Here is a 22,091-nt window from a genome sequence, read left to right as displayed (position 1 = left end):
GCGCGTGACACCCTGACGGGTGTGACCAGCAAGCAACTCCGCAACCCCGTCGGCGGCCATGTCCCCGTGGCCGGCGGCCTCAACTCCGTCGGCCTGAGCTACGCCCGTGAGCTCAAGGCCGAGACCGTCCAGGTCTTCGTCGCCAACCCGCGCGGCTGGGCGACGCCCGTCGGAAACCCCCGCCAAGACGAGGAGTTCCGCGCGGCCTGCGCCGCCGAATCGATCGCGGCGTACGTCCATGCCCCGTATCTGATCAACTTCGGCTCGCACACCGAGGCCACGGTCGAGAAGTCCGTGGAGTCACTGCGGCACTCGCTGCGCAGGGGCCGGGAGATCGGCGCGCTGGGCGTGGTCGTGCACACGGGGAGCGCCACCGGGGGCAGGGAGCGTTCCGTGGCCCTCGCGCAGGTGCGCGAGCACCTGCTGCCGCTGCTCGACGAGCTGACCCACGAAGAGGACCCGTTCCTGCTCCTGGAGTCGACCGCAGGTCAGGGCGCTTCGCTCTGTTCCCGCACCTGGGACTTCGGGCCGTACTTCGAGGCGCTGGACGCCCATCCGAAGCTGGGTGTCTGCCTCGACACCTGCCACATCTACGCGGCGGGCCACGATCTGACTGGTCCGAGCGGGATGCACCAGACCCTGGACCTGCTGGTGGACACGGTCGGCGAGGGCCGGCTCAAGCTGATCCACGCCAACGACTCCAAGGATGTGGTCGGCGCCCACAAGGACCGCCACGAGAACATTGGCTCCGGCCACATCGGCGAGGACCCGTTCCGCGCGCTGATGACCCACCCGGCCACCGAGGGCGTACCCCTGATCATCGAGACGCCGGGCGGCAAGGAGGGGCACGCCGGGGACATCGAGCGCCTGAAGAAGCTCCGGGAGTAAGGAATACCCCCTGGGGGTATGTAGTTGTTGCTCGCGACAGGAACCGCTACCTGACTCCGGGGGCTTCTCATGCAGCACGACGCGCACACCGGGCACACGCACGAAGGCCACGCCCATGGCATCGGCAAGGTCACCTGGTCCACGGCCGCCCAGGCGACCCTGCACTGCCTCACCGGCTGCGCCATCGGTGAGGTGCTCGGCATGGTGATCGGGACCGCGTTCGGCTGGGGCAATGTGCCGACGCTGATCCTGGCGATCGTCCTGGCGTTCGTCTTCGGCTACTCGTTCACGCTGCGGAGCGTGCTCAAGGCCGGCGTCGACTTCCGGACGGCGTTCCGGGTCGCGCTCGCCGCGGACACCCTGTCGATCGCCGTGATGGAGCTGATCGACAACGGCGTGATCGCCTTCTGGCCGGGCGCGATGGACGCCGGACTCTCGGACGCGTCCTTCTGGTGGGTCCTGGCCCTCGCGCTGGCCGCCGCCTTCGCGATCACCCTGCCCGTGAACAAGTGGATGATCGGCCGCGGCAAGGGCCATGCGGTGGTGCACCAGTACCACTGACCGGCACAGAAAGCAGGAGTAAGGGCAGGACTCAGAGCTCGGGGCCGTCCCCGGGCTCCTCCTGGTACGAGTAGCGCTGCTCGCGCCACGGGTCGCCGACGTTGTGGTACCCGCGCTCCTCCCAGAAGCCGCGGCGGTCCGCCGTCATGTACTCGACGCCGCGCACCCACTTGGGGCCCTTCCAGGCATAAAGCTGCGGCACGACGAGGCGGAGCGGGAAGCCGTGTTCCGCCGTCAGCAGTTCGCCGTCCTTGTGGGTGGCGAAGATCGTGCGGTCGGAGGCGAAGTCGTCGAGGCGGAGGTTGGAGCTGAACCCGTACTCGGCCCAGACCATGACATGAGTGACAGTGGGCGCCGGCGGGGCGATCTCCAGGATCGTACGGGCCGGAATGCCACCCCATTCGGCCCCGATCATGCTGAACTTCGTGACGCAGTGCAGATCGGCCACGACCGAGGCGTACGGCAGGGCCGTGAACTCCTCGTGGGTCCAGCAGTGCTTCTCACCGTCGGCGGTGGCGCCGAAGACCCTGAACTCCCAGCGTTCGGGGCGGAACTTGGGTACGGGCCCGTAGTGCGTGACCGGCCAGCCGCGCTGCAGTCGCTGCCCCGGCGGAAGCTCCGACTGTGCCGCTTCTCCAGATTCACGCTCCACCGGCTGACCCATGACTCCATCCTGACAGACCTGGGGCAGTGCACATGACCAGCCAAAGTCGGATTCGGGCAACTCCTACTAAGCATGCACTTACTGGACGCCCTCAGGAAGCCGGTGCAAGGATGCGGCGCAACCTGCCAACTCCCCTTCCTGGAAGGAGCCTCTGCGATGCAGGGCGACCCCGAGGTCCTCGAGTTCCTGAACGAACAGCTCACCGGCGAGCTGACGGCGATCAACCAGTACTGGCTGCACTACCGCATCCAGGACAACAACGGTTGGACCAAGCTCGCCAAGTACACGCGTTCTGAATCCATCGATGAGATGAAGCACGCGGACAAGATCACCGAGCGCATCCTCATGCTGGACGGCCTGCCGAACTACCAGCGGCTGTTCCATGTGCGAGTGGGGCAGACCCTCACCGAGATGTTCCAGGCCGACCGGCAGGTGGAGGTCGAGGCGATCGACCGCCTCAAGCGGGGCATCGAGGTGATGCGCGCGAAGGGCGACATCACGTCGGCGAACATCTTCGAGTCGATCCTCGAGGACGAGGAGCACCACATCGACTATCTCGACACACAGCTCGACCTGGTCGAGAAGCTCGGCGAGGCGCTCTACATCGCGCAGCAGATCGAGCAGCCGGACAGCTAGTCCGCCCTCTAGGCGGCCTCGTCCAGCGACGCGGACACCGGAACCTCGGTCGCGGACACCGGAACCTCGGCTGCGGACACCGAGACCTCGGAGAGGACCGGCCTGCCCTCGCCCACCAGCTCGCGGCGCGGGCACGCGCCCCGGCCCAGCAGGGCCTGAATTCGGCGGACGCACGAACCACAGTCCGTGCCCGCCTTGCACTCCGACGCTATCTGGCGGGGGGTGCAGGCACCGCCCTCCGCGTGCTTCTTCACCTGCGCCTCGGTGACACCGAAGCAGTTGCAGACGTACACGCGGTCCACCTCCCGACAGGGATTTCGTAGGTCGTGCCATCCCGATGATCGGTGAGGCTAACCTAACCTTACCCGCCTGTCAGGAACCGTAAAAGTGCCGTGGGGCGCGGATCGTATGTGATCCGCGCCCCACTTCACGCTCCTGTAACAGCCGAAACAGCTGTCCGCCCGCTACTGGTCGCGGTACATCTCTGCGACCAGGAAGGCCAGGTCAAGGGACTGGCTGCGGTTCAGACGGGGGTCGCAGGCCGTCTCGTAGCGCTGGTGCAGATCGTCGACGAAGATCTCGTCGCCGCCGCCCACGCACTCGGTGACGTCGTCACCGGTGAGCTCGACATGGATGCCGCCCGGGTGGGTGCCCAGACCCTTGTGGACCTCGAAGAAGCCCTTGACCTCGTCCAGCACGTCGTCGAAGCGGCGGGTCTTGTGGCCGGAAGCCGCCTCGTAGGTGTTGCCGTGCATCGGGTCGGTGATCCAGGCCACGGTCGCGCCGGAGGCGGTGACCTTCTCGACCAGCTCGGGCAGCTTGTCGCGGACCTTGTCCGCGCCCATCCGCACGATGAAGGTGAGACGGCCCGGCTCGCGGTCCGGGTCGAGGCGCTCGATGTACTGCAGCGCGTCCTCGGCCGTCGTCGTCGGGCCCAGCTTGATCCCGATCGGGTTGCGGATCTTCGAGGCGAACTCGATGTGCGCGCCGTCCAGCTGACGGGTGCGCTCACCGATCCACACCATGTGGCCCGAGACGTCGTACAGGTGGCCCGTACGCGAGTCGACCCTGGTCAGCGCCGACTCGTAGTCGAGGAGCAGCGCCTCGTGGGAGGCGTAGAACTCGACGGTCTTGAACTCCTCCGGGTCGGTGCCGCAGGCCCGCATGAAGTTCAGCGCGTTGTCGATCTCGCGCGCCAGCTGCTCGTAGCGCTGCCCGGACGGGGAGGACTTGACGAAGTCCTGGTTCCAGGCGTGCACCTGGCGCAGATCGGCGTAGCCGCCGGTGGTGAAGGCGCGCACCAGGTTGAGCGTGGAGGCGGAGGCGTTGTACATCCGCTTCAGGCGCTCGGGGTCCGGGATGCGGGACTTCTCGTCGAAGTCGAAGCCGTTGACCGAGTCACCGCGGTACGTCGGCAGGGTCACGCCGTCACGGGTCTCGGTGCCCTTGGAGCGCGGCTTGGAGTACTGGCCCGCGATACGGCCGACCTTCACGACCGGCACGGAGGCGGCGTAGGTGAGGACAGCGCCCATCTGGAGCAGGGTCTTGAGCTTGGCCCGGATGTGCTCGGCGCTCACGGCGTCGAAGGACTCGGCGCAGTCGCCGCCCTGCAGCAGGAACGCGTCGCCCTTCGCGACGGCCGCCAGACGGGCGCGCAGCTGGTCGCACTCGCCGGCGAAGACGAGCGGCGGATACGACTCGAGGTCCGCGATCACATCGCGCAGAGCCTCGGCATCGGGGTACTCGGGCTGCTGCGCCGCGGGCAGGTCTCGCCAGGTCGCCTTGGCGGCGATGGCTTGGGAATCAGCGTTCACGGTCACCCCGTAAACATTACGGGGTCGTGTCGGGCGTCCATCCACCTGCTCATCAATTGAGACGGGGCGCGCTCGATCGGGGCGAGCTCCGGGCGGCCGTACGACGGGTGCGTACGGCCGCCCGGAGCAGGCGAGAGTCGGCTAGTCCACGTCGAGCCGGTTGCGGTCGATGCTGATCTTCACACCGCCGTGGGTCTCGGTCGTGTCGCCCACGTACTGGTGGATGCGCTGGTGGTCGGCCCAGAGTTTCGCGGGGATCGACGGGTCCGTGAGCGTCGACTCACCGTTCCAGCGGGCGAAGTGGATCACGTCGGGCGGGGTGATCGTCTTCACGTTGGCCACCAGGTCGGTGATCAGGGACGAGACGCTGCCGTACGCGCCCGAGCGGTAGCCCAGCTGGTGCAGGCGCTCGGTGTAGGCCTCGATGTAGGCGAGCACCCGGGCGGTCACGGTGGTGCCGCGGGTGTAGTGCTCGAGGTCGTTGTAGATCACCGACCCCTTGCCGAGGCCCAGCGCCGCGGCCTGCTTGGCGGCGTCGTCGGCGGCCGCGGTGCCCTGCGGTACCGGGTCGGTGATCGACGCACAGCCACCGCCGCAGCTGCCGCCGTCGGAGGAGGGCTGCCGGCCGACGTACAGCGGGAAGAACCGCCAGCCGTTGGCGTACTGCGTGCGCACCCACGCGGCCGTGAGTTTCGGCTGGGCGCAGGCGCGGTTGAGGCCGCCGATGTAGATGCCGATGGCGCCGTAGTCGGACGCGTCCCGCCAGGCGTCCATCGCCGACTGGCTCGGTGCGGTGCAGGCGTCGAAGCCCTCGCCCCGGAACGAGGTGGCGTCCGCGGGGACGGGCGCCACGGCTGTCTGCTCCGTCTCCGGGGCGGCGACGGGCAGACCGGCGCTGCGCAGGATCCGCTGGATGCTGCCCCGGTCGTCTCCGTACGCGGCGGTCACGGTGATGCGGTCCGCGGTGGCCCGGTAGGTGCGGGCCGTGCGGTTCTCGGTGACGGCGCTCCGCGCGGCGGTGGCGGGCTGGATCAGGAGTGCTTCGGTACGTCCCCTCAGACGCGCCGGGCAGTCCTGCCGGCCGCCGGGCGTGCCGAGGTACACGGCGTGCCGGTCGAAGCGGACGCAGGCTTCCGGGTTCTCCGTCAGGTCCACGACCTGCCAGGAGGCGGGGACGGTGAACTCGTGGCTGCGGTAGCTGACCTGGGTGGTGTCGTCGGATTCGGCGGGGCGCGGGGCCGACTGGGCGGCGCCGGGCCAGCCGGCGGCAAGGACCGCGGCTGCGGCGAGGGCCGTGAGCGCGCGTGCGCCGCTCCGGCGGGACAGGGGTGAACGAGCTGCGTGAATGACTCTCTCCTCGGTCGGGCTCCTCGGTCGGGCTGTGAACCCATCAATGGCCGCCGACCGGGCGATCCGAACCCGGTGCCCGCGCGGTTCACGCTGTTGCCCGGCCCCCGGCGTCGGGTAGGGTGCGGCGCATGTTCGCGCATTCGACCCAGACCTGGTGGTGGACCGCTCATCCGGCGGCCCACTGATCGCGCGTACTCAAGACTTCGCGAAGGCCGCCCGAGGGGCGGCCTTCGGCGTTTCCCGGAGCCCGTTCCTCTCTGAGTCGGTCAGACCTCACCGAGAAGGAACAGGACCGATGAACCTGCTCGATCTGCTGGACGATCCCCGTCCGTTCGCCCTGCTGCGCCGCCGCACACCCGGTCACGACCATGACGTGGTCGAGGTCCTGCTCGGCCCGGTCAGCACGTACGACCGCCTCGCCGACCTCCCCGACGAGGGCCTCGCGCTGATCCCCTTCCGCCAGATCAGGGAGCGCGGCTTCGACGTCCGCGACGACGGCACACCGCTCGCGGTACTGACCCCGCAGGAGACGTACGAACTGCCGCTGGAGCGCGCCCTGGCGGAGCTGCCGTCGCACGACGTGCGGGTCGAGGGCGGCGGCTTCGACGTCGCCGACGAGGAGTACGCGAGGATCGTCGGGCGCGTGCTCCACGAGGAGATCGGAAGCGGCGAGGGCGCGAACTTCGTCATCCGTCGTACGTACGAGGGGCAGATCCCGGGGTTCGGGAAGGCCGACGCGCTGGCCCTCTTCCGACGGCTGCTCGTCGGTGAGCGGGGCGCGTACTGGACGTATGTCGTGCACACCGGGGAGCGGACGCTGGTCGGGGCGAGTCCCGAGGTGCACGTGCGGATGGCGGGCGGCACGGTCGTCATGAACCCGATCAGCGGGACGTACCGCTACCCGGCCGGGGGTCCGACGCCCGAGGATCTGCTCGCCTTCCTCGCCGACGGCAAGGAGATCGAGGAGCTCTCGATGGTCGTCGACGAGGAGCTCAAGATGATGTGCACGGTCGGTGACATGGGCGGGGTGGTGATCGGGCCGCGGCTCAAGGAGATGGCCCATCTCGCGCACACCGAGTACGAGTTGCGGGGCCGGTCGTCGCTGGACGTACGGGAGGTTCTGCGCGAGACCATGTTCGCCGCCACCGTGACCGGGTCGCCGGTGCAGAACGCGTGCCGGGTCATCGAGCGCCACGAGGTCGGCGGACGCGGCTACTACGCGGGCGCCCTTGCCCTCGTCGGACGGGACGCGGGCGGGGCCCAGACCCTCGACTCCCCCATCCTCATCCGGACCGCCGACATCGACGCAGACGGGCGGCTGCGGGTGCCGGTCGGCGCCACCCTCGTCCGGGGGTCGGATCCGGCGAGCGAGGTCGCCGAGACGCATGCGAAGGCGGCGGGAGTCCTGGCGGCTCTGGGGGTCCTCGAAGGCAGGCCGCGCGAGGAGGGCGTACGGCCGAAGATGGCCGACGATCCGCGGGTGCAGGCGGCGCTCGACGGGCGACGGGGCTCACTGGCGCCGTTCTGGCTGCGGATGCAGGAGCGGACCGACGCGCTGGAGGGGCACGCCCTGGTCGTGGACGGCGAGGACACGTTCACGGCGATGCTCGCGCATGTGCTGCGGTCGTCGGGCCTTGACGTGACCGTGCGGCGGTACGACGAGCCCGGGCTGCGGGAGGTCGTGCTCGCCCATGAGGGGCCGCTGATCCTGGGTCCGGGGCCCGGTGATCCGGGCGATGTCGACGACCCCAAGATGCGTTTCCTGCGCGGGCTCACCGCCGAGGTCCTGCGCACCCACCGCCACGGCGTGCTCGGCGTCTGCCTCGGCCATGAGCTGATCGCGGCCGAACTGGGGCTGGAGATCGTGCGCAAGGAGGTGCCCTACCAGGGCGCGCAGACCGAGGTCGACCTCTTCGGGCGGCCGGAGACCGTCGGCTTCTACAACAGCTTCGTGGCGCGGTGCGACGACGAGACGGCTGCCGAGCTGGCGGCCCATGGCGTCGAGGTCAGCCGCAGCGGCACGGGCGAGGTCCACGCGCTGAGAGGGCCGGGGTTCGCCGGCGTCCAGTTCCACCCGGAGTCGGTGCTGACGCTGCGCGGCACCGGGATCGTACGGGAGTTGCTGGGTCAGCTGCGCGGGACCAGCACGTTCTCCGAGCGGCGGCCCGCGGTGTAGTCCAGGACGTTGCTCAGGGTGGTGTCGATGATCTGGCCGACGGCGTCCACGGTGTAGTACGCCTGGTGGGAGGTGACCAGGACGTTCGGGAAGGTGACGAGGCGGGCCAGGGTGTCGTCCTCGACGGCCTCCAGGGACTTGTCGAGGAAGAAGAGCCCGGCTTCCGCCTCGTACACGTCGAGGCCGACGCCCGTGAAGCGGCCCTCGCGCAGTTGGTCGACGAGGGCCGCGGTGTCGATCAGGCCGCCGCGGCTGGAGTTCACGAGGATCGCGTCGTCCTTCATCGTGCGCAGCGCGGCGGCGTCGATGAGCCGCTGCGTCTCGGGCATGAGCGGGACGTGCAGGGTGATCAGGTCGGACTCGGCGAAGAGCTGCTCCTTGGGGACGTACTTCATGCCGAGGTCCACGCAGGCCGGGTTCTCGGCGACGTCCCAGCCGAGCAGGTTCATGCCGAAGCCGTGGGCGATCCGGGTGAACGCCTCGCCGATCTTGCCGGTGCCGAGGACGCCCGCGGTGCGGCCGTGCATGTCGCGGCCCATCAAGCCGTCGAGGCGGAAGTCGAAGTCGCGGGTGCGGATGGCGGCGCGGACGATACGGCGGTTGACGGCCATACCGAGGGTCCAGGCGAACTCGGCGACCGAGTACGGCGAGTAGTACGAGACCCGTGCGGCGGTCATGCCGAGGCGCTCGGCTACGTCGAGGTCGATGTTGTTGAAGCCGGTGGAGCGCTGGGCGATCATCTGCGTGCCGCCGGCCGCGAGGGTCTGCAGGACGTGGTGGCCGAGGCCGCAGTTGACGCTGGTGGAGATGATCTCGTGGCCGGCCGCGATGGGAGCGGTGTCCTCGGTCAGGAAGACGTCGAGGCAGCGGACGTCGTGGTGTCCCGCGAAGGCCTTCTGGATCAGGGGCTTCTCGTCGGCCTGCACACCGAACGCCAGAATCTCCACCGGCTACTCCCGTCCTGGAGGGTTATGGGCCGAATATACGGCCCATAACCCCAGGTCGCCGGGTCAACGGAGCGGCAGGACCCGCGGACTCGGCCGCCCCAGCCGCCTCAGCCTCCTCAGCCGAAGAAGACCCCGACCTCCTCGTACAGCTTCGGGTCCACCGTCTTCAGCTTGGCCGTGGCCTCCGCGATCGGGACGCGGACGATGTCCGTGCCGCGCAGGGCGACCATCTTGCCGAAGTCGCCGTCCCGGACGGCCTCGATGGCGTGCAGGCCGAAGCGGGTGGCGAGCCAGCGGTCGAAGGCACTGGGGGTGCCGCCGCGCTGGACGTGCCCGAGGACCGTGGTCCTGGCCTCCTTGCCGGTGCGCCTCTCGATCTCCTTGGCCAGCCACTCGCCGACACCGGAGAGCCGGACGTGTCCGAAGGAGTCGAGCGTGCCGTCCTTGAGGACCACGTCGCCGTCCTTGGGCATGGCACCCTCGGCGACGACCACGATCGGGGCGTACGAGGCCTTGAAGCGAGAGGTCACCCAGGAGCAGACCTGTTCCACGTCGAAGCGCTGCTCGGGGATGAGGATGACGTTCGCGCCGCCCGCGAGGCCCGAGTGGAGGGCGATCCAGCCCGCGTGCCTCCCCATCACCTCGCAGACGAGCACGCGCATGTGCGACTCGGCGGTGGTGTGCAGCCGGTCGATCGCCTCGGTGGCGATGTTGACGGCGGTGTCGAAGCCGAAGGTGTAGTCGGTGGCGGACAGGTCGTTGTCGATGGTCTTCGGTACGCCGACGACGGGGACGCCGTACTCGTCGGTGAGGCGCGCGGCCACACCGAGCGTGTCCTCGCCGCCGATCGCGATGAGCGCCTCGACATCCTGCTTGGCGAGGGTCTCCTTGATCCGGCGGATGCCGTTCTCGACCTTGAGCGGATTGGTGCGCGAGGAGCCGAGGATGGTGCCGCCGCGGGGCAGGATGCCGCGCACGGCCGGGATGTCGAGCTGGACGGTGTCGCCCTCGAGCGGACCCCGCCAGCCGTCCCGGAAGCCGACGAAGTCATAGCCGTACTCCTGCACGCCCTTGCGGACGATGCCCCGGATGACGGCGTTGAGCCCGGGGCAGTCGCCGCCTCCGGTCAGTACTCCGACCCGCATGGAAAGTCCCTTCGCCATGGTTGGCTGACGGGACTCACGCTAATAGTGATCCAGGTCACTTCAGTATGGTGCGGAAGGTCAATTCCGGTGAATTGTGCGGGAGTTGATCACCCACCTTCACTCGAAGGTGGGTAACCCGTGGTTTACGCGTCGTCCAGTCCGCGCTCTATGGCGTAGCGAACGAGCTCCACACGGTTGTGGAGTTGGAGCTTGCCCAGGGTGTTCTGCACGTGGTTCTGGACCGTGCGGTGGGAGATGACCAGGCGCTCGGCGATCTGCTTGTAGCTGAGGCCCTTGGCGACCAGGCGGAGCACCTCGGTCTCGCGGTCGGTGAGCTGCGGTGCCCTGGGCTCGTCGCCGCCCGTGGCGGGTCCGGGGTCGGAGGCGAGCCGGCGGTACTCGCCGAGGACCAGTCCGGCGAGGCCCGGTGTGAACACCGGGTCGCCGACGGCCGTGCGGCGCACCGCGTCGGTCAGCTCCGCCGTGGACGCCGACTTGAGCAGATAGCCCGTCGCGCCGGACTTGACCGCCTCCAGGACGTCGGCGTGCTCACCACTGGCCGACAGGACGAGGACGCGCAGCGCCGGGTTGGCGCCGACCAGTTCCTTGCAGACCTGGACGCCGGGCTTGGCGGGCAGGTTCAGGTCGAGGACGAGGACGTCGGGCGCAGCGGCCTGGGCGCGGCGCACGGCCTGCTCGCCGTCGCCCGCGGTGGCGACGACGTCGAAGCCGGCCTCGGCGAGGTCGCGGGCGACGGCATCGCGCCACATGGGGTGGTCGTCCACCACCATGACCTTGATCGAACCCTCGTGCTGCTCACTCATGCTCGCTCCGCCTTCCCCCGTGAAACCTTCGAACCCTTGGGCGCCTTCGAATCCTTCGGCGCCTTCGGCACTTTCAGCTCGACCTCCGTGCCCTGCCCCGGGACCGAGATCAGCTCGGCCGCGCCGCCGATCTCACGCAGCCGGCCGCGGATCGACAGGGCCACGCCGAGCCGCCCCTCCCCCTCGGCCTGGGCGAGCCGCCCCTCCGGGATGCCGGGGCCGTCGTCGCGCACGGTCACGATCACCGCGTCCGGCTCGTCCTCGACCAGGATCCAGGCCCTGGCGTCCGCACCCGCGTGCTTGCGGACATTGTCCAGGGCGGCACCGACAGCGGCGGCCAGCTCCTTGGCGGCGGCCGGGGCGAGCGGCACGGGTGCGCCGGGCTCGGAGAGCGTCACGCGCGCGGTGGCGTACGGGGCGAGGAGCCCGCGCAGGTCCACGGGGCCCGTGGGGTCCTCGTCGTCGCCCGGTTCTTCGACGGCTCGTACGACGGCACCGAGCGCGGCGTCCTCGGACACCCGGGAGACGGGCACCAGGCCGCCCGAGACCAGCGTGCGCAGCGCCACCTCCTGCTCACCGGCCATCCGGCCCAGCTCGGCGGTCTCGCCGCCGAGGGCGGAAGCACGCCGCTGCACCATGGCGAGGACCTGGAGTACGCCGTCGTGGATGTCGCGGGCCAGGCGTTCCCGTTCGCGGGTCGCGGCCTCGATCTCCAGGGCGCGGGCGAGGGTGAGCTCGGAGGCCCGGGCGACCTCGACGACGTATCCGATGGCGATGGAGGCGACCCAGACGAGGAGCACATTGTGGATGGTGTCGCGGGTCGGGGCGCCGCGGTGGACGAGGTTGGCGGCCGCGACGAGCGTGGAGGCGAACGCCGCCCAGCGCCAGCCGCCCTTGATCGCGAACGCCAGGACGGAGCCGGCGGTCCATATCGACGGCAGGGTCGGACCGCCCGCGTCTATCCGGGCCGCGCTGTCGGCGACCCGGGTGAGCAGGATGCCGGTGAGCGCGATGGTCAGGTCGGCGGCGAGGAACCGCTTGGTGCAGCTGGCCGCGTTGGCGACCCTGGGAAGGGTCGCGATGGTCCACACGAACAGGACGACGTAGTAGACGATGGCAACCCAGGGCCGGGCGAACTCGTCGTACGCGGTGGCGAAGAGCCCGGTCGCGTACAGCATCGTCAGCACGCGGTAGCCGCTGAGCGCACGCCACAGCGGCTGCTCGACCGACATCCTCATGACTCGCTCGCGCTTGGCCATGTCCCCCACCCCATACCCCTGACGGACTCGCCTAGGAGCCGGCCCGTTCCGTGTCGGCTGCCGAGGCAGCCGCTTCGGCCTCGGCGGCCGTCGCGTCCTTCTCCGCCTGCTTCTGTGCCTGTTCGGCTTCCTTGTGCGCCTGCTTCTCGGCCTTCGCCGCCTCCGCGAGCTGCCGCTTGGCGGCCGTCGCGTACACGTCGACGTACTCCTGGCCGGAGAGCTTCATGATTTCGTACATGACCTCGTCGGTCACGGCGCGCAGCACGAAACGGTCGTGCTCCATGCCGTTGTAGCGGCTGAAGTCGAGCGGCTTGCCGATGCGGATGCCCGGGCGCATCAGCTTGGGCATCACCTTGCCCGGCGGCTGGATCTTCTCGGTGTCGATCATCGCGACCGGGATGACGGGCGCTCCGGTGGCGAGCGCCACGCGCGCGAGGCCGCCGGGTTTGCCGCGGTAGAGACGGCCGTCGGGCGAGCGTGTGCCCTCCGGGTAGATGCCGAACAACTCACCGCGCTCGACGACGCCGATACCGCTCTTGACGGCCGCCTCGCCCGCGCCGCGCGCACCGGAGCGGTCCACGGGGAGCTGGCCGACGCCCTTGAAGAAGGCGGCGGTCATCCGGCCCTTGATGCCGGGCGTCGTGAAGTACTCGGCCTTCGCGATGAAGGTGACCTTGCGGTCGAGGACCGCGGGCAGGAAGAACGAGTCCGAGAACGACAGATGATTGCTCGCCAGAATGGCGGGGCCCTCGGCGGGGATGTTCTCGAGGCCTTCCACCCAGGGTCTGAAGGCGAGCTTCAGCGGCCCTCCGATGGAAAACTTCATTGCGCCGTAGATCAACCGAGTGCCTCCTGTGTCGTAGGTCAGACCTTAACCCGGAGCACTGTCAAAGGCCCCGACGACCCTGGTCGGTGTCAGTGCGGTCGCGTACGGTGAAGTACGCCTCGAAGTCCCGGGGCGATTTCTTGCTTCCGCCCGTCTCACGAACAGGAGACCGAAGGTGCCGGTCCTTCCTGGAGCCGAGCCGTTCCGCCATGAAGGCGGAGAGGTCGGCGTCCTTCTGTGCCACGGTTTCACCGGTTCCCCGCAGTCGCTGCGCCCCTGGGCGGAGTATCTCGCCGAGCGCGGTCTCACCGTCGCGCTGCCGCTGCTGCCCGGGCACGGCACGCGCTGGGAGGACATGCAGCTCACCGGCTGGCAGGACTGGTACGCCGAGGTGGACCGCGAGCTGCGCGCGCTCCGCGAGCGGTGCGCCCACGTGTTCGTCTTCGGCCTCTCCATGGGCGGCGCGCTGGCCCTGCGGCTGGCTGCGAAGCACGGGGACGAGGTGAGCGGCATCGTCGTCGTCAACCCCGCGAACAAGGTGCACGGCCTGGCGGCGCACGCCCTTCCGGTGCTCCGGCACTTCGTGCGCACGGTGCCCGGCATCACGAGCGACATCGCCAAAGAAGGCAGCGCCGAGATCGGCTACGACAAGGTGCCGCTGCACGCGGCGCACTCGATGCGCAACTTCTACCGCCTGCTGGACGGCGAGCTGCCGCAGGTCACCCAGCCGCTGCTGCTCCTGCACAGCCCGCAGGACCACGTGGTGCCGCCGGTCGACTCGGAGCGGATCCTCAGCCGGGTGTCGTCCACGGACGTGACGGAGATCCTGCTGGAACAGAGCTACCACGTCGCGACGTTGGACCACGATGCGGACCGGATCTTCGAGGAGAGCTACGCGTTCATCGGCCGGCTCGCACCCGGTGTCGGCAAGGAGTCCGACACTGGTCGAGGGGTTCAGCAGGAAGGGACGGCCACCGGTGGCTGAGCACGAGGCGGACCGCGACGATTCCGAGGAGAAGGGCGTGCCCCTCGGCGATGAGCAGAGCGTGCCCTTCGACGAGGAGGCCGCCTGGCAGGCGATCGTGTCCGGTTACGGCGAGGAGCCCAAGGACCCGCCCGGCGCGAAACCGTTCAAGTCGGTGGAAGACCTGGCCCTTCTCGAGCCCGAGACGAACGACGACGCGGACAGCGAGAAGCGAAGCCAGGACGACAAGCCCGAGGACAAGACCGGGGACAAGACCGCGCCCGCGAAGCCCCTCGGCAGCTCCGTGGCCTTCGCCCCCGGCGTCGCCGGCCCGCGTGACTTCCAGGCCCCCGAGTCCACGGACGACGACTTCGACGACACCGACGAGGGCCACTTCGTACCGCCCGAGCCGCCCCCGCTCCCCTCGGCCGACACCACGGCCAAGTTCGCCTGGCTGGCAGTCCTGGGCGGCCCCGTACTGCTCCTGCTGGCCATCCTGCTCGGCTGGGACATGACCTGGTGGCTCGCCACCCTCGGCATCGGCGGCTTCCTGGGCGGTTTCGCCACCCTGGTGACACGCATGAAGAGCGACGACGAGGACGGCGACGACCCCGGCCGGGGCGCAGTGGTCTGACCGCGCCCCCCTCCGCGCGTGGGTCGCTGCGGGGTGCCTGGGGGGCAGGGCTGTGTTGTCGTATCTTGATCGCCATGCCTACGAACTCGTCCGGTGGGGTCAGGGCGCTGCCCAACTCCCGTACTGAATCCGATGGTTCGGCTGTTGTCCGGGTGCTCAGCTACAACATCCGTTCGATGCGCGATGACACTGATGCGCTTGCGCGGGTGATCGGGGCCTGTGCGCCGGACCTGGTGCTGGTGCAGGAGGCCCCGCGGTTCTTTCGGTGGCGGAAGAAGCTGGCTCGGCTCGCGGCGGCTTCCGGGCAGATGATTCTGTCCGGTGGGGCCACCGCGTCCGGGCCTGCGTTGTTGTGCTCCCTGCGGGCGACGGTCGAGCGGACCGAGGATGTTCTGCTTCCGCTCACGCCCGGACTGCACCGGCGTGGGTTCGCCACCGCGGTGGTCCGGTTCGGTGGGGCCCGCCTCGGTGTTCTGAGCTGTCATCTCTCGCTGCAGAAGGACGAGCGGTACGAGCAGGGGGGCATGCTCCTCGAGCGGCTGGCCCGTCTTGGCGCTCCGCATGCTGTCGTCGGGGGTGACCTCAATGAGCGGCCGGACGGGCGCACCTTCAAGCGGCTTGCCGGGGCCCTCCAGGACGGCTGGGCCACCCGGCCCTGGGGCGCTGAGCAGACCTCCACTCCCCAGGACCCGCACCAGCGTATCGACGCGATCTTCGCCACGGAGGGCGTGGAGGTCCTGGGGTGCGGGGTTCCGCTGGGTCTTGACGGTGTGGCCGAGGGTGACCTCAGGAGGGCGACCGATCATCTGCCGGTGCTGGCAGCCCTCAAGGTGCCCGCCGGGTAGGGACCGCGCACGACGACGCCCGCCGACCCCGAGGGGCACGGCGGGCGCACATCACACAGCGAACGTCACATGATCGGGTCCGGCTCCCGGGCCAGGTCGGCGGCCCCCACGAGCCCCGCCTTGTTCCCCAGCTGCGCCGCGATGACATCGGCGACGGGCCGCCAGTTGCCCCCCACCAGCCAACGCTTGTACGACTTACGAATGGGGTCGAGTACCAGCTCGCCCTCGTCCGACAGTCCACCGCCGACGATGAAGGCGGACGGGTCGAAGAGCGAGGCCAGGTCGGCGAGACCGGCACCGGCCCAGCGGGCCAGCTCACGGTAGGAGTCCACCGCGACCGGGTCCCCCTGGCGCGCGGCGACCGAGATGTGCTTGCCCTCGATGCCGTCGGGGCTGCCGTCACCCAGCGCGAGCAGGATCTCCGCGTTCTCGGGGGTCGCGTTGGCCCGCTGCTTCGCGTACCGGACGAGCGCGCGCCCGGAGGCGTACTGCTCCCAGCACCCCTGCGACCCGCACCCGCACAGCAGCCCGTCCGGCACCATCCGGATGTGACCGAACTCGGCGGCCACCCCGAAGTGCCCGCGGCGCAGCTTGTTGCCGATGATGATGCCGCCGCCGAGGCCCGTGCCCAGCGTGATGCAGATGACGTTCCGGTGGCCCTTGCCGGCGCCGAACTTGTACTCGCCCCACGCGGCCGCGTTGGCGTCGTTCTCGACGACTACCGGCAGCCCCACCCGCGCCTCGACCTCGGCTTTGAGCGGTTCCTGCCGCCAGTCGATGTTCGGCGCGAAGTAGACCGTCGAGCGCTGGCGGTTCACGTAGCCGGCGGCGCCGATGCCCACGCCCACGATCTCGTGCCCGGCGCGGGCACCGTCCACTGCGGAGGCGATGGCGTCCACGATGGCCTGCGGTGTGGTGGGGGTCGGCACCTTGTGGGTCGAGAGGATATTGCCTTCCTCGTCGACCACACCGGCCGCGATCTTCGTGCCGCCGATATCGACGCCGATGGTGAGTCCCATGAATCCCTCAGTTTCGGTCGAGCCCCGCTACGGCCAACCGTACCCGAGCTGCCATTAGTCCAAGTCGATGTGTTCCCCTGGACCGGTGCCCTCGTCGCGAGGATCCGTGTCCCTGGACGTCCAGCGCCGTTCCTGTGCCTCGACGGCCGAGCGGTAGGCGGCGAGCAGCTCGGAGCCCGCGGCCGCCAGGTGGTCGAAGACGTCGGGGTTGCGCTCTATGACGGGTTCGACGGCTGCCTTGGCCTGCTGGACGACCTGGTTGACCACCTGCTGGGCGGCACCGCCCGCGACCGCTCCGAGCAGCGGAGACTGCATTCCGGTCAGTTTGTCGGCGACGGCGTCGACGAGCTTGCGCAGTTCCTCGGCCGCCGAGCCCGGCGGTGTGCCGTACTGGGCGCGGCGGCGGGCCTTCTCCGCCGCGAGATCCTCGGCGGCCGCGGTCGCCCAGGCGTCGGCATCGACGGCGGACGCACGGACTTCGTCAGTCGCTTCCTGAGCGGCGTCGGACGGCGGGCGCTCTTCGCTCATGGCGGTTCTCCTGACTACGTTTCGTCCCTCCGACGGTACCCGAACGGAGGTACGCGGTTCACCGTGTCCGTGGCCACAGATCGGGGTCCGGCGCGAATCGGATCCTCAGCTCGCCCTCGCGCAGGGCGGCGCCGTCGACGGTGCAGCGGCGCAGGGCGGAGGGCAGCGGCACGATCCGGCGGAACTGCCCGGCGGTGACGACGAGTTCGTCGCCGCGCCGGATGAGGTCCAGCTCGTCGCGTATGGCGCCGGGGAGCGGGATGTGCCAGACGAGGACGCCTTCGTCGGCGAGGTGGTCGGTGAGGGGCCACTCGACGGGGGACGGCGTTTCGTTGACGACACCGGGTACGGGGAGCGCGCCGAGGTCGTCGGTGCCGCGCGGGTCGTGCCCGCGGTGCGGGACCTCGTGGACGTCGTACGTCTCCTGCCACTCGTCGAGTGCCTTGCGCTGCTGGGCGGCGAGGGCGGCGAGCCAGGTGTCGTTCGTGGCACCCGGCAGCACGCGATTGGCCACCAGGGCGTCGACGGAGAGGCCGCGCAGGGCGAGGCCGGTGCCGGCGCTGCGTACGGCGTCGGTGCCGGCGGGTCCCGGCTCCGCGACCAGCCGTACGGTCGTGGCGCGGTCCTCGACGACCGCTTCCACGGCGGCCAGTTCGAGGTCCCAGCGGGCCGCCGTCTCGTACAGCCACTCCGCGGGCATCGGGACGCCCGCGAGCCGGCCGAGGACGGGGCGCAGGGCGCGGGCCGCCTGGCGCTCTGCCGGGAGGAGGCGGCGCAGGTAGCGGCGGAGTTCCTCGGGGAGGGCGAGGAGGGCGAGGGCCTGGGGGGTCGGGGGGAGGTCGACGACCAGGAGGTCGTACGTGTCCGAGGTCGCCGCGTCGCGCAGGGCGCGGAGCAGGGCCAGCTCCTCGGCACCGGGGAGGGGGGTGACTTCCTCGGCGTCCAGGCGGGCGGCGCCGAGCAGGTCCAGGGCGGTGCCGGCGCGGGCCTGGAAGGCGGTGAGGTCGGCGCGGAAGCGCTCTGCGGCGTCGGGGCGCCAGGCGGTGAGGTTGGTGCCCGCCTCCACCGGGGCGGGGCCTGTCCGTACGCCGAGGGCGGCGCCCAGGGTGTCTGTGCGGTCGGCGCTCAGGACCAGGGTGCGGGTGCCCTCGCGGGCGGCTTTCAGCGCGGTGGCGGCGGCGACGGTGGTACGGCCTGTGCCGCCGGGGCCTGTGATCAGGAGGGTGCGCATGAGGGTGAACGGTACCTGGGCTGGCGGGGCGCCTTGGCGGGGCTTGGGGGCACCCCGTTTGTATGGCACCCGGCGCCCGGGCTGGCGTGGAGGCTTTTTTTCGCCCCCTCCGCCCCTACCCGTCCCGTACCTGGGGGCTCCGCCCCCAGACCCCCGTTTCGCCCGAAGGGCTCGTCCTCAAACGCCGGACGGGCTGAAAGATCTCCCCCCGGCCGGGCTGGAGAGTTACACCTCCCCCGACTCCACCCTCTTCTTCAGGCCCGCCAGCGCGCGGTCGATGATGACCTTTTCTGCCTTGCGCTTGATCATGCCGAGCATGGGGATCTTGACGTCGACCGTCAGGAGGTAGGTGACCTCTGTGGCGCCGGTGCCTGCGGGCTTGAGGATGTACGAGCCGTCGAGGGAGCGGAGCATCTGGGACTTGACCAGGGTCCAGGAGACCTCGTGGTCGCCGGTCCAGGTGTAGCCGAGGGTCTGGTCGTCCTTGATGGCGCCGGCGTCCATGACGAGTCGCACCTGCTCGGCGCGGCCCTGGCCGTCCGTGGCGAGTACCTCCGCCTCCTTCACCTCGCCGGTCCAGTCCGGGTAGCGGGCGAAGTCGGCGATGACCGCCATGACATCAGCCGGTGCCGCCTCGATCGTGATGCTCGAACTGGTGTGTTCAGCCATCGCCGTGGCTCCTCCAGATACGGTCCGGTGAGGGAGGGTGGTGCGCACGTGTGTGCAGCGTGAAGGCTACCGCGCACCGGACGGGGCGCAGTCACCCGCACCGGGTACGGGAGGGCGGCGGGCTCACCACTCCAGGGCCCACGGCCGCCCGGAGCCCGCGAAGTGACCCACGTTCACGCACTCGGTCGCCCCGATCCGCATCCTCCGCGCCAGCGGCTGGTGGACGTGGCCGAAGAGCGAGTAGCGGGGCCGGGTGCGACGGATCGCGTCCAGGAGGGCCCGGCTGCCGCGTTCGAAGCGGCGGGCCACGGTGTCGTAGACCAGTTCCGGCACCTCCGGCGGGATGTGCGTGCACAGCACGTCGACCTCGCCGACCGCCTCGATCTTCGCGGCGTACTCCTCGTCGCTGATCTCGTACGGCGTACGCATGGGGGTCATGAGTCCCCCGCCGACGAAGCCGAAGACCCGGCCGCCGATCTCCACCCGCTCGCCGTCGAGGACCCTCGTGCCGGGTCCGGCGTACTCGGGCCACAACATCGGCATGTCGACATTGCCGTAGGTCGCGTACGTCGGCGTCGGGAACGCGCCGAACATCTCGGCGTACTGCTTGCGCACCGCCTTCTCGATGGCGGCGGCCCGGTCCGAGCCGATGCCGGACCACAGCAGGGCCCCGAACTCCCGCGCCTCCTCGAAGCGGCGGGCGGTGCGCAGCTCGACGATGCGGTCCGCGTTCTCCACACCGAAGAGGTCGGGGAAGATGCCGCGCGAGTGGTCGGCGTAATCGAGGAAGAGTACGAGGTCACCGAGGCAGATCAGCGCGTCCGCGCCGTCGCCGGCTCTGGCCAGGTCACGCGCGTTGCCGTGCACGTCACTGACCACATGAATGCGCGTCCTGCGGTTACCGCCTGGTGTGGGTGCCATGACGATCAAGCGTAGGCCTGTGCGGCATACGTGAATAGAAGAGGGCCGGACCTGCGGTTACTGGCCAGTGAAGAAAGCCGTGGACTACTGTGCGCGAAGGAACACCAACCTGTGTGACGCAGCGAACATCTCGTCGGACCCCCCTGTCGAAGAAGCCATACCGACGGGTAACGTCCGGGCAGTCCAGTCGTACTCAGGATTTCAACAATGATCTCTCTGAGTGCCTGCCCGAGCCTTGGACCGCACCGTCGCAGCACACAGAGTCGTGGCGTCGGCGCCCTATGAGGAGCAGCAGTCTTGCGCGAGTTCAGCCTTCCGGCTTTGTACGAGGTCCCTGCGGACGGAAATCTGACCGACATCGTCCGCAGAAACGCCGCGCAGCATCCCGACGTTGCTGTCATCGCCCGCAAGGTCGGCGGCGCGTGGACGGATGTCACGGCCACCGTCTTCCTTGCCGAGGTACGGGCCGCGGCCAAGGGTCTGATCGCGTCGGGCGTGCTGCCCGGCGACCGGGTCGGCCTGATGTCCCGTACCCGCTACGAGTGGACGCTGCTCGACTTCGCGATCTGGAGCGCGGGCGCGGTCACCGTGCCGGTGTACGAGACCAGCTCGGCGGAGCAGGTGCAGTGGATCCTCAGCGACTCGGGCGCGACCGCCTGCGTCGTCGAGCTGGACGCGCACGCGGCCGCCGTGGAGTCGGTGCGTGACCGGCTGCCCGCGCTGAAGCAGGTGTGGCAGATCGAGGGCGGCGGCGTCGAGGAGCTGGGCCGCGCCGGCAAGGACGTCACCGACGAGACGGTCGAGGAGCGCAGCTCGCTCGCCAAGGCCGACGACGCGGCGACCATCGTCTACACGAGCGGCACGACCGGCCGCCCCAAGGGCTGCGTCCTCACCCACCGCAGCTTCTTCGCCGAGTGCGGCAACATCGTGGAGCGGCTGCGCCCCCTGTTCCGTACGGGCGAGTGCTCGGTGCTCCTCTTCCTGCCGCTCGCGCACGTCTTCGGGCGGCTCGTGCAGGTCGCGCCGATGATGGCGCCGATCAAGCTGGGCATGGTCCCGGACATCAAGAACCTCACCGACGAACTGGCCTCGTTCCGGCCGACGCTGATCCTCGGTGTGCCGCGCGTCTTCGAGAAGGTCTACAACTCGGCGCGCGCCAAGGCGCAGGCCGACGGCAAGGGCAAGATCTTCGACAAGGCGGCGGACACGGCGATCGCGTACAGCCGCGCGCTGGACACCCCCTCGGGCCCGTCCCTCGGTCTGAAGATCAAGTACAAGACCTTCGACAAGCTCGTCTACAGCAAGCTGCGGGCCGTACTCGGCGGCAAGGGCGAGTACGCGATCTCCGGCGGCGCCCCGCTCGGCGAGCGCCTCGGGCACTTCTTCCGCGGCATCGGCTTCACGGTCCTGGAGGGCTACGGTCTGACCGAGTCCTGTGCGGCGACCGCCTTCAACCCGTGGGACCGCCAGAAGATCGGTACGGTCGGCCAGCCGCTGCCCGGCTCGGTCGTGCGGATCGCGGACGACGGCGAGGTGCTGCTGCACGGCGAGCACCTGTTCAAGGGGTACTGGAACAACGAGGCCGCGACCGCCGAGGCCCTCGCCGACGGCTGGTTCCACACCGGTGACATCGGCACCCTCGACGAGGACGGCTATCTCCGGATCACCGGCCGCAAGAAGGAGATCATCGTCACCGCGGGCGGCAAGAACGTCGCCCCGGCCGTGATCGAGGACCGCATCCGCGCGCACGCGCTGGTCGCCGAATGCATGGTGGTCGGCGACGGGCGCCCGTTCGTCGGCGCGCTGGTCACCATCGACGAAGAGTTCCTGGGCCGCTGGGCCACCGAGCACGGGAAGCCTGCCGACTCGACCGCGGTGTCGCTCCGCGAGGATGCGGATCTGCTGGCGGCGATCCAGGACGCCATCGACGACGGCAACGCGGCGGTGTCCAAGGCGGAGTCTGTACGGAAGTTCCGGATCCTCGCTCAGCAGTTCAGCGAGGAGTCGGGGCATCTGACTCCGTCCCTGAAGCTCAAGCGGAACGTGGTGGCGAAGGATTACGCCGACGAGATCGAGGCGATTTATCGGGGCTGACGCCCCAGCGACGAAATCCCGCCGTAGGGGCGGGGGTGTTCTCGCGGCTTACCGGCCGTGGCTGGTTGCTCGCGCAGTTCCCCGCGCCCCTAAAGG

At 69.8% G+C, this 22,091-nt stretch carries 24 protein-coding genes; 10 read left to right on the top strand and 14 right to left on the bottom strand.

Going from position 1 to position 22,091, the window contains the following annotated elements:
* The first annotated feature begins 21 nt into the window (after positions 1–21).
* A complete protein-coding gene (locus OG246_RS20360) occupies positions 22–888 on the top strand; it encodes a deoxyribonuclease IV (protein WP_266465194.1) in 867 nt (288 codons plus the stop codon).
* 69 nt (positions 889–957) lie between these two features.
* Positions 958–1,449 (top strand): DUF4396 domain-containing protein, encoded by a 492-nt coding sequence (locus OG246_RS20355; RefSeq protein WP_266465191.1) that lies wholly within the window; start codon positions 958–960, stop codon positions 1,447–1,449.
* A gap of 31 nt (positions 1,450–1,480) precedes the next feature.
* Here OG246_RS20355 and OG246_RS20350 read toward each other — a convergent pair whose 3' ends face one another.
* Complete coding sequence (locus tag OG246_RS20350; RefSeq protein WP_266465188.1) at positions 1,481–2,113, bottom strand: sulfite oxidase-like oxidoreductase; 633 nt, start codon at positions 2,111–2,113, stop codon at positions 1,481–1,483.
* 156 nt (positions 2,114–2,269) lie between these two features.
* On the opposite strand from OG246_RS20350, the gene bfr reads away from it, so the two are divergent.
* Positions 2,270–2,749: a bacterioferritin gene (bfr, locus tag OG246_RS20345; RefSeq protein ID WP_266465185.1), complete on the top strand. Its 480-nt coding sequence runs from the start codon at positions 2,270–2,272 to the stop codon at positions 2,747–2,749.
* Between the two features lie 8 nt (positions 2,750–2,757).
* Here the strand turns inward: bfr and OG246_RS20340 are convergent, their stop codons facing one another.
* The 3 genes from OG246_RS20340 to OG246_RS20330 all read right to left on the bottom strand — a co-directional run bounded on the left by OG246_RS20340 (position 2,758) and on the right by OG246_RS20330 (position 5,718).
* The gene (locus OG246_RS20340) at positions 2,758–3,051 is read right to left on the bottom strand and encodes a bacterioferritin-associated ferredoxin (protein ID WP_266465182.1); all 294 of its coding nucleotides are present in this window, start codon (positions 3,049–3,051) and stop codon (positions 2,758–2,760) included.
* 162 nt (positions 3,052–3,213) lie between these two features.
* Positions 3,214–4,569: a class II 3-deoxy-7-phosphoheptulonate synthase gene (locus OG246_RS20335; protein ID WP_266465179.1), complete on the bottom strand. Its 1,356-nt coding sequence runs from the start codon at positions 4,567–4,569 to the stop codon at positions 3,214–3,216.
* Between the two features lie 135 nt (positions 4,570–4,704).
* Entirely contained in the window at positions 4,705–5,718 is a 1,014-nt protein-coding gene (locus tag OG246_RS20330) for a glycoside hydrolase domain-containing protein (protein WP_266465177.1), read from the bottom strand.
* Positions 5,719–5,748: 30 nt separating this feature from the next.
* Between OG246_RS20330 and OG246_RS20325 the strand changes: the two genes are divergently transcribed.
* The 3 genes from OG246_RS20325 to OG246_RS20320 all read left to right on the top strand — a co-directional run bounded on the left by OG246_RS20325 (position 5,749) and on the right by OG246_RS20320 (position 8,089).
* Positions 5,749–5,895, top strand: a complete 147-nt coding sequence (locus OG246_RS20325; RefSeq protein WP_266465173.1) for a hypothetical protein — start codon at positions 5,749–5,751, stop codon at positions 5,893–5,895.
* A gap of 146 nt (positions 5,896–6,041) precedes the next feature.
* Complete coding sequence (locus OG246_RS42905; RefSeq protein WP_073723848.1) at positions 6,042–6,098, top strand: trp operon leader peptide; 57 nt, start codon at positions 6,042–6,044, stop codon at positions 6,096–6,098.
* A gap of 110 nt (positions 6,099–6,208) precedes the next feature.
* Positions 6,209–8,089: an anthranilate synthase family protein gene (locus tag OG246_RS20320; RefSeq protein ID WP_266465169.1), complete on the top strand. Its 1,881-nt coding sequence runs from the start codon at positions 6,209–6,211 to the stop codon at positions 8,087–8,089.
* Here the strand turns inward: OG246_RS20320 and OG246_RS20315 are convergent.
* From OG246_RS20315 to OG246_RS20295, 5 genes are all read right to left on the bottom strand, one after another.
* Positions 8,041–9,036, bottom strand: a complete 996-nt coding sequence (locus tag OG246_RS20315; protein ID WP_266465166.1) for a 2-hydroxyacid dehydrogenase — start codon at positions 9,034–9,036, stop codon at positions 8,041–8,043. The genes OG246_RS20320 and OG246_RS20315 overlap by 49 nt on opposite strands.
* A gap of 116 nt (positions 9,037–9,152) precedes the next feature.
* Positions 9,153–10,181 carry a 6-phosphofructokinase gene (locus OG246_RS20310; RefSeq protein WP_266465162.1) on the bottom strand — a complete coding sequence of 343 codons (1,029 nt, stop codon included), beginning with the start codon at positions 10,179–10,181 and terminating at the stop codon, positions 9,153–9,155.
* 143 nt (positions 10,182–10,324) lie between these two features.
* Positions 10,325–11,005, bottom strand: a complete 681-nt coding sequence (locus OG246_RS20305; protein ID WP_266465159.1) for a response regulator transcription factor — start codon at positions 11,003–11,005, stop codon at positions 10,325–10,327.
* Positions 11,002–12,264: a MacS family sensor histidine kinase gene (locus OG246_RS20300; RefSeq protein WP_266465156.1), complete on the bottom strand. Its 1,263-nt coding sequence runs from the start codon at positions 12,262–12,264 to the stop codon at positions 11,002–11,004. Before OG246_RS20300 ends, OG246_RS20305 begins: the two co-directional genes overlap by 4 nt.
* Positions 12,265–12,295: 31 nt before the next feature.
* Positions 12,296–13,090: a 1-acyl-sn-glycerol-3-phosphate acyltransferase gene (locus tag OG246_RS20295; protein ID WP_266465153.1), complete on the bottom strand. Its 795-nt coding sequence runs from the start codon at positions 13,088–13,090 to the stop codon at positions 12,296–12,298.
* A 175-nt stretch (positions 13,091–13,265) separates the two neighbouring features.
* On the opposite strand from OG246_RS20295, the gene OG246_RS20290 reads away from it, so the two are divergent.
* The 3 genes from OG246_RS20290 to OG246_RS20280 all read left to right on the top strand — a co-directional run bounded on the left by OG246_RS20290 (position 13,266) and on the right by OG246_RS20280 (position 15,533).
* Entirely contained in the window at positions 13,266–14,075 is an 810-nt protein-coding gene (locus OG246_RS20290) for a carboxylesterase (protein ID WP_266465148.1), read from the top strand.
* Entirely contained in the window at positions 14,068–14,688 is a 621-nt protein-coding gene (locus OG246_RS20285) for a hypothetical protein (RefSeq protein WP_266465141.1), read from the top strand. Before OG246_RS20290 ends, OG246_RS20285 begins: the two co-directional genes overlap by 8 nt.
* Positions 14,689–14,762: 74 nt before the next feature.
* On the top strand, positions 14,763–15,533 hold the full coding sequence (locus OG246_RS20280; protein ID WP_266465138.1) for an endonuclease/exonuclease/phosphatase family protein: 771 nt from the start codon (positions 14,763–14,765) through the stop codon (positions 15,531–15,533).
* A gap of 65 nt (positions 15,534–15,598) precedes the next feature.
* Here the strand turns inward: OG246_RS20280 and OG246_RS20275 are convergent, their stop codons facing one another.
* The 5 genes from OG246_RS20275 to OG246_RS20255 form a co-directional block, all read right to left on the bottom strand.
* Complete coding sequence (locus OG246_RS20275) at positions 15,599–16,552, bottom strand: ROK family glucokinase (protein ID WP_266465135.1); 954 nt, start codon at positions 16,550–16,552, stop codon at positions 15,599–15,601.
* Positions 16,553–16,606: 54 nt separating this feature from the next.
* Positions 16,607–17,080 carry a DUF5304 domain-containing protein gene (locus OG246_RS20270; RefSeq protein ID WP_266465131.1) on the bottom strand — a complete coding sequence of 158 codons (474 nt, stop codon included), beginning with the start codon at positions 17,078–17,080 and terminating at the stop codon, positions 16,607–16,609.
* Positions 17,081–17,138: 58 nt separating this feature from the next.
* Positions 17,139–18,311, bottom strand: a complete 1,173-nt coding sequence (locus OG246_RS20265; protein WP_266465128.1) for an ArsA family ATPase — start codon at positions 18,309–18,311, stop codon at positions 17,139–17,141.
* Positions 18,312–18,536: 225 nt separating this feature from the next.
* A complete protein-coding gene (locus tag OG246_RS20260; protein ID WP_266465125.1) occupies positions 18,537–18,980 on the bottom strand; it encodes an SRPBCC family protein in 444 nt (147 codons plus the stop codon).
* A gap of 123 nt (positions 18,981–19,103) precedes the next feature.
* The gene (locus OG246_RS20255; protein ID WP_266470757.1) at positions 19,104–19,859 is read right to left on the bottom strand and encodes a metallophosphoesterase; all 756 of its coding nucleotides are present in this window, start codon (positions 19,857–19,859) and stop codon (positions 19,104–19,106) included.
* Between the two features lie 339 nt (positions 19,860–20,198).
* On the opposite strand from OG246_RS20255, the gene OG246_RS20250 reads away from it, so the two are divergent.
* Positions 20,199–21,995 carry a long-chain fatty acid--CoA ligase gene (locus tag OG246_RS20250; RefSeq protein WP_266465120.1) on the top strand — a complete coding sequence of 599 codons (1,797 nt, stop codon included), beginning with the start codon at positions 20,199–20,201 and terminating at the stop codon, positions 21,993–21,995.
* Positions 21,996–22,091: the final 96 nt, after the last annotated feature.

It is taken from the genome of Streptomyces sp. NBC_00620 (genome assembly GCF_026341825.1).
GTDB lineage: Bacteria > Actinomycetota > Actinomycetes > Streptomycetales > Streptomycetaceae > Streptomyces.
This window is presented reverse-complemented; position numbering and strand designations above follow the sequence as displayed.

What these genes read in the sequence shown, in the direction of transcription:
- OG246_RS20320 (WP_266465169.1), top strand. Translation starts at nt 6,209, where the DNA reads ATGAACCTGCTCGATCTGCTGGACGATCCCCGTCCGTTCGCCCTGCTG.
- OG246_RS20275 (WP_266465135.1), bottom strand. Translation starts at nt 16,552, where the DNA reads ATGGGACTCACCATCGGCGTCGATATCGGCGGCACGAAGATCGCGGCC.
- OG246_RS20295 (WP_266465153.1), bottom strand. Translation starts at nt 13,090, where the DNA reads ATGAAGTTTTCCATCGGAGGGCCGCTGAAGCTCGCCTTCAGACCCTGG.
- OG246_RS20265 (WP_266465128.1), bottom strand. Translation starts at nt 18,311, where the DNA reads ATGCGCACCCTCCTGATCACAGGCCCCGGCGGCACAGGCCGTACCACC.
- OG246_RS20260 (WP_266465125.1), bottom strand. Translation starts at nt 18,980, where the DNA reads ATGGCTGAACACACCAGTTCGAGCATCACGATCGAGGCGGCACCGGCT.
- OG246_RS20310 (WP_266465162.1), bottom strand. Translation starts at nt 10,181, where the DNA reads ATGCGGGTCGGAGTACTGACCGGAGGCGGCGACTGCCCCGGGCTCAAC.
- OG246_RS20305 (WP_266465159.1), bottom strand. Translation starts at nt 11,005, where the DNA reads ATGAGTGAGCAGCACGAGGGTTCGATCAAGGTCATGGTGGTGGACGAC.
- bfr (WP_266465185.1), top strand. Translation starts at nt 2,270, where the DNA reads ATGCAGGGCGACCCCGAGGTCCTCGAGTTCCTGAACGAACAGCTCACC.
- OG246_RS20350 (WP_266465188.1), bottom strand. Translation starts at nt 2,113, where the DNA reads ATGGGTCAGCCGGTGGAGCGTGAATCTGGAGAAGCGGCACAGTCGGAG.
- OG246_RS20270 (WP_266465131.1), bottom strand. Translation starts at nt 17,080, where the DNA reads ATGAGCGAAGAGCGCCCGCCGTCCGACGCCGCTCAGGAAGCGACTGAC.
- OG246_RS20355 (WP_266465191.1), top strand. Translation starts at nt 958, where the DNA reads ATGCAGCACGACGCGCACACCGGGCACACGCACGAAGGCCACGCCCAT.
- OG246_RS20280 (WP_266465138.1), top strand. Translation starts at nt 14,763, where the DNA reads ATGCCTACGAACTCGTCCGGTGGGGTCAGGGCGCTGCCCAACTCCCGT.
- OG246_RS20300 (WP_266465156.1), bottom strand. Translation starts at nt 12,264, where the DNA reads ATGGCCAAGCGCGAGCGAGTCATGAGGATGTCGGTCGAGCAGCCGCTG.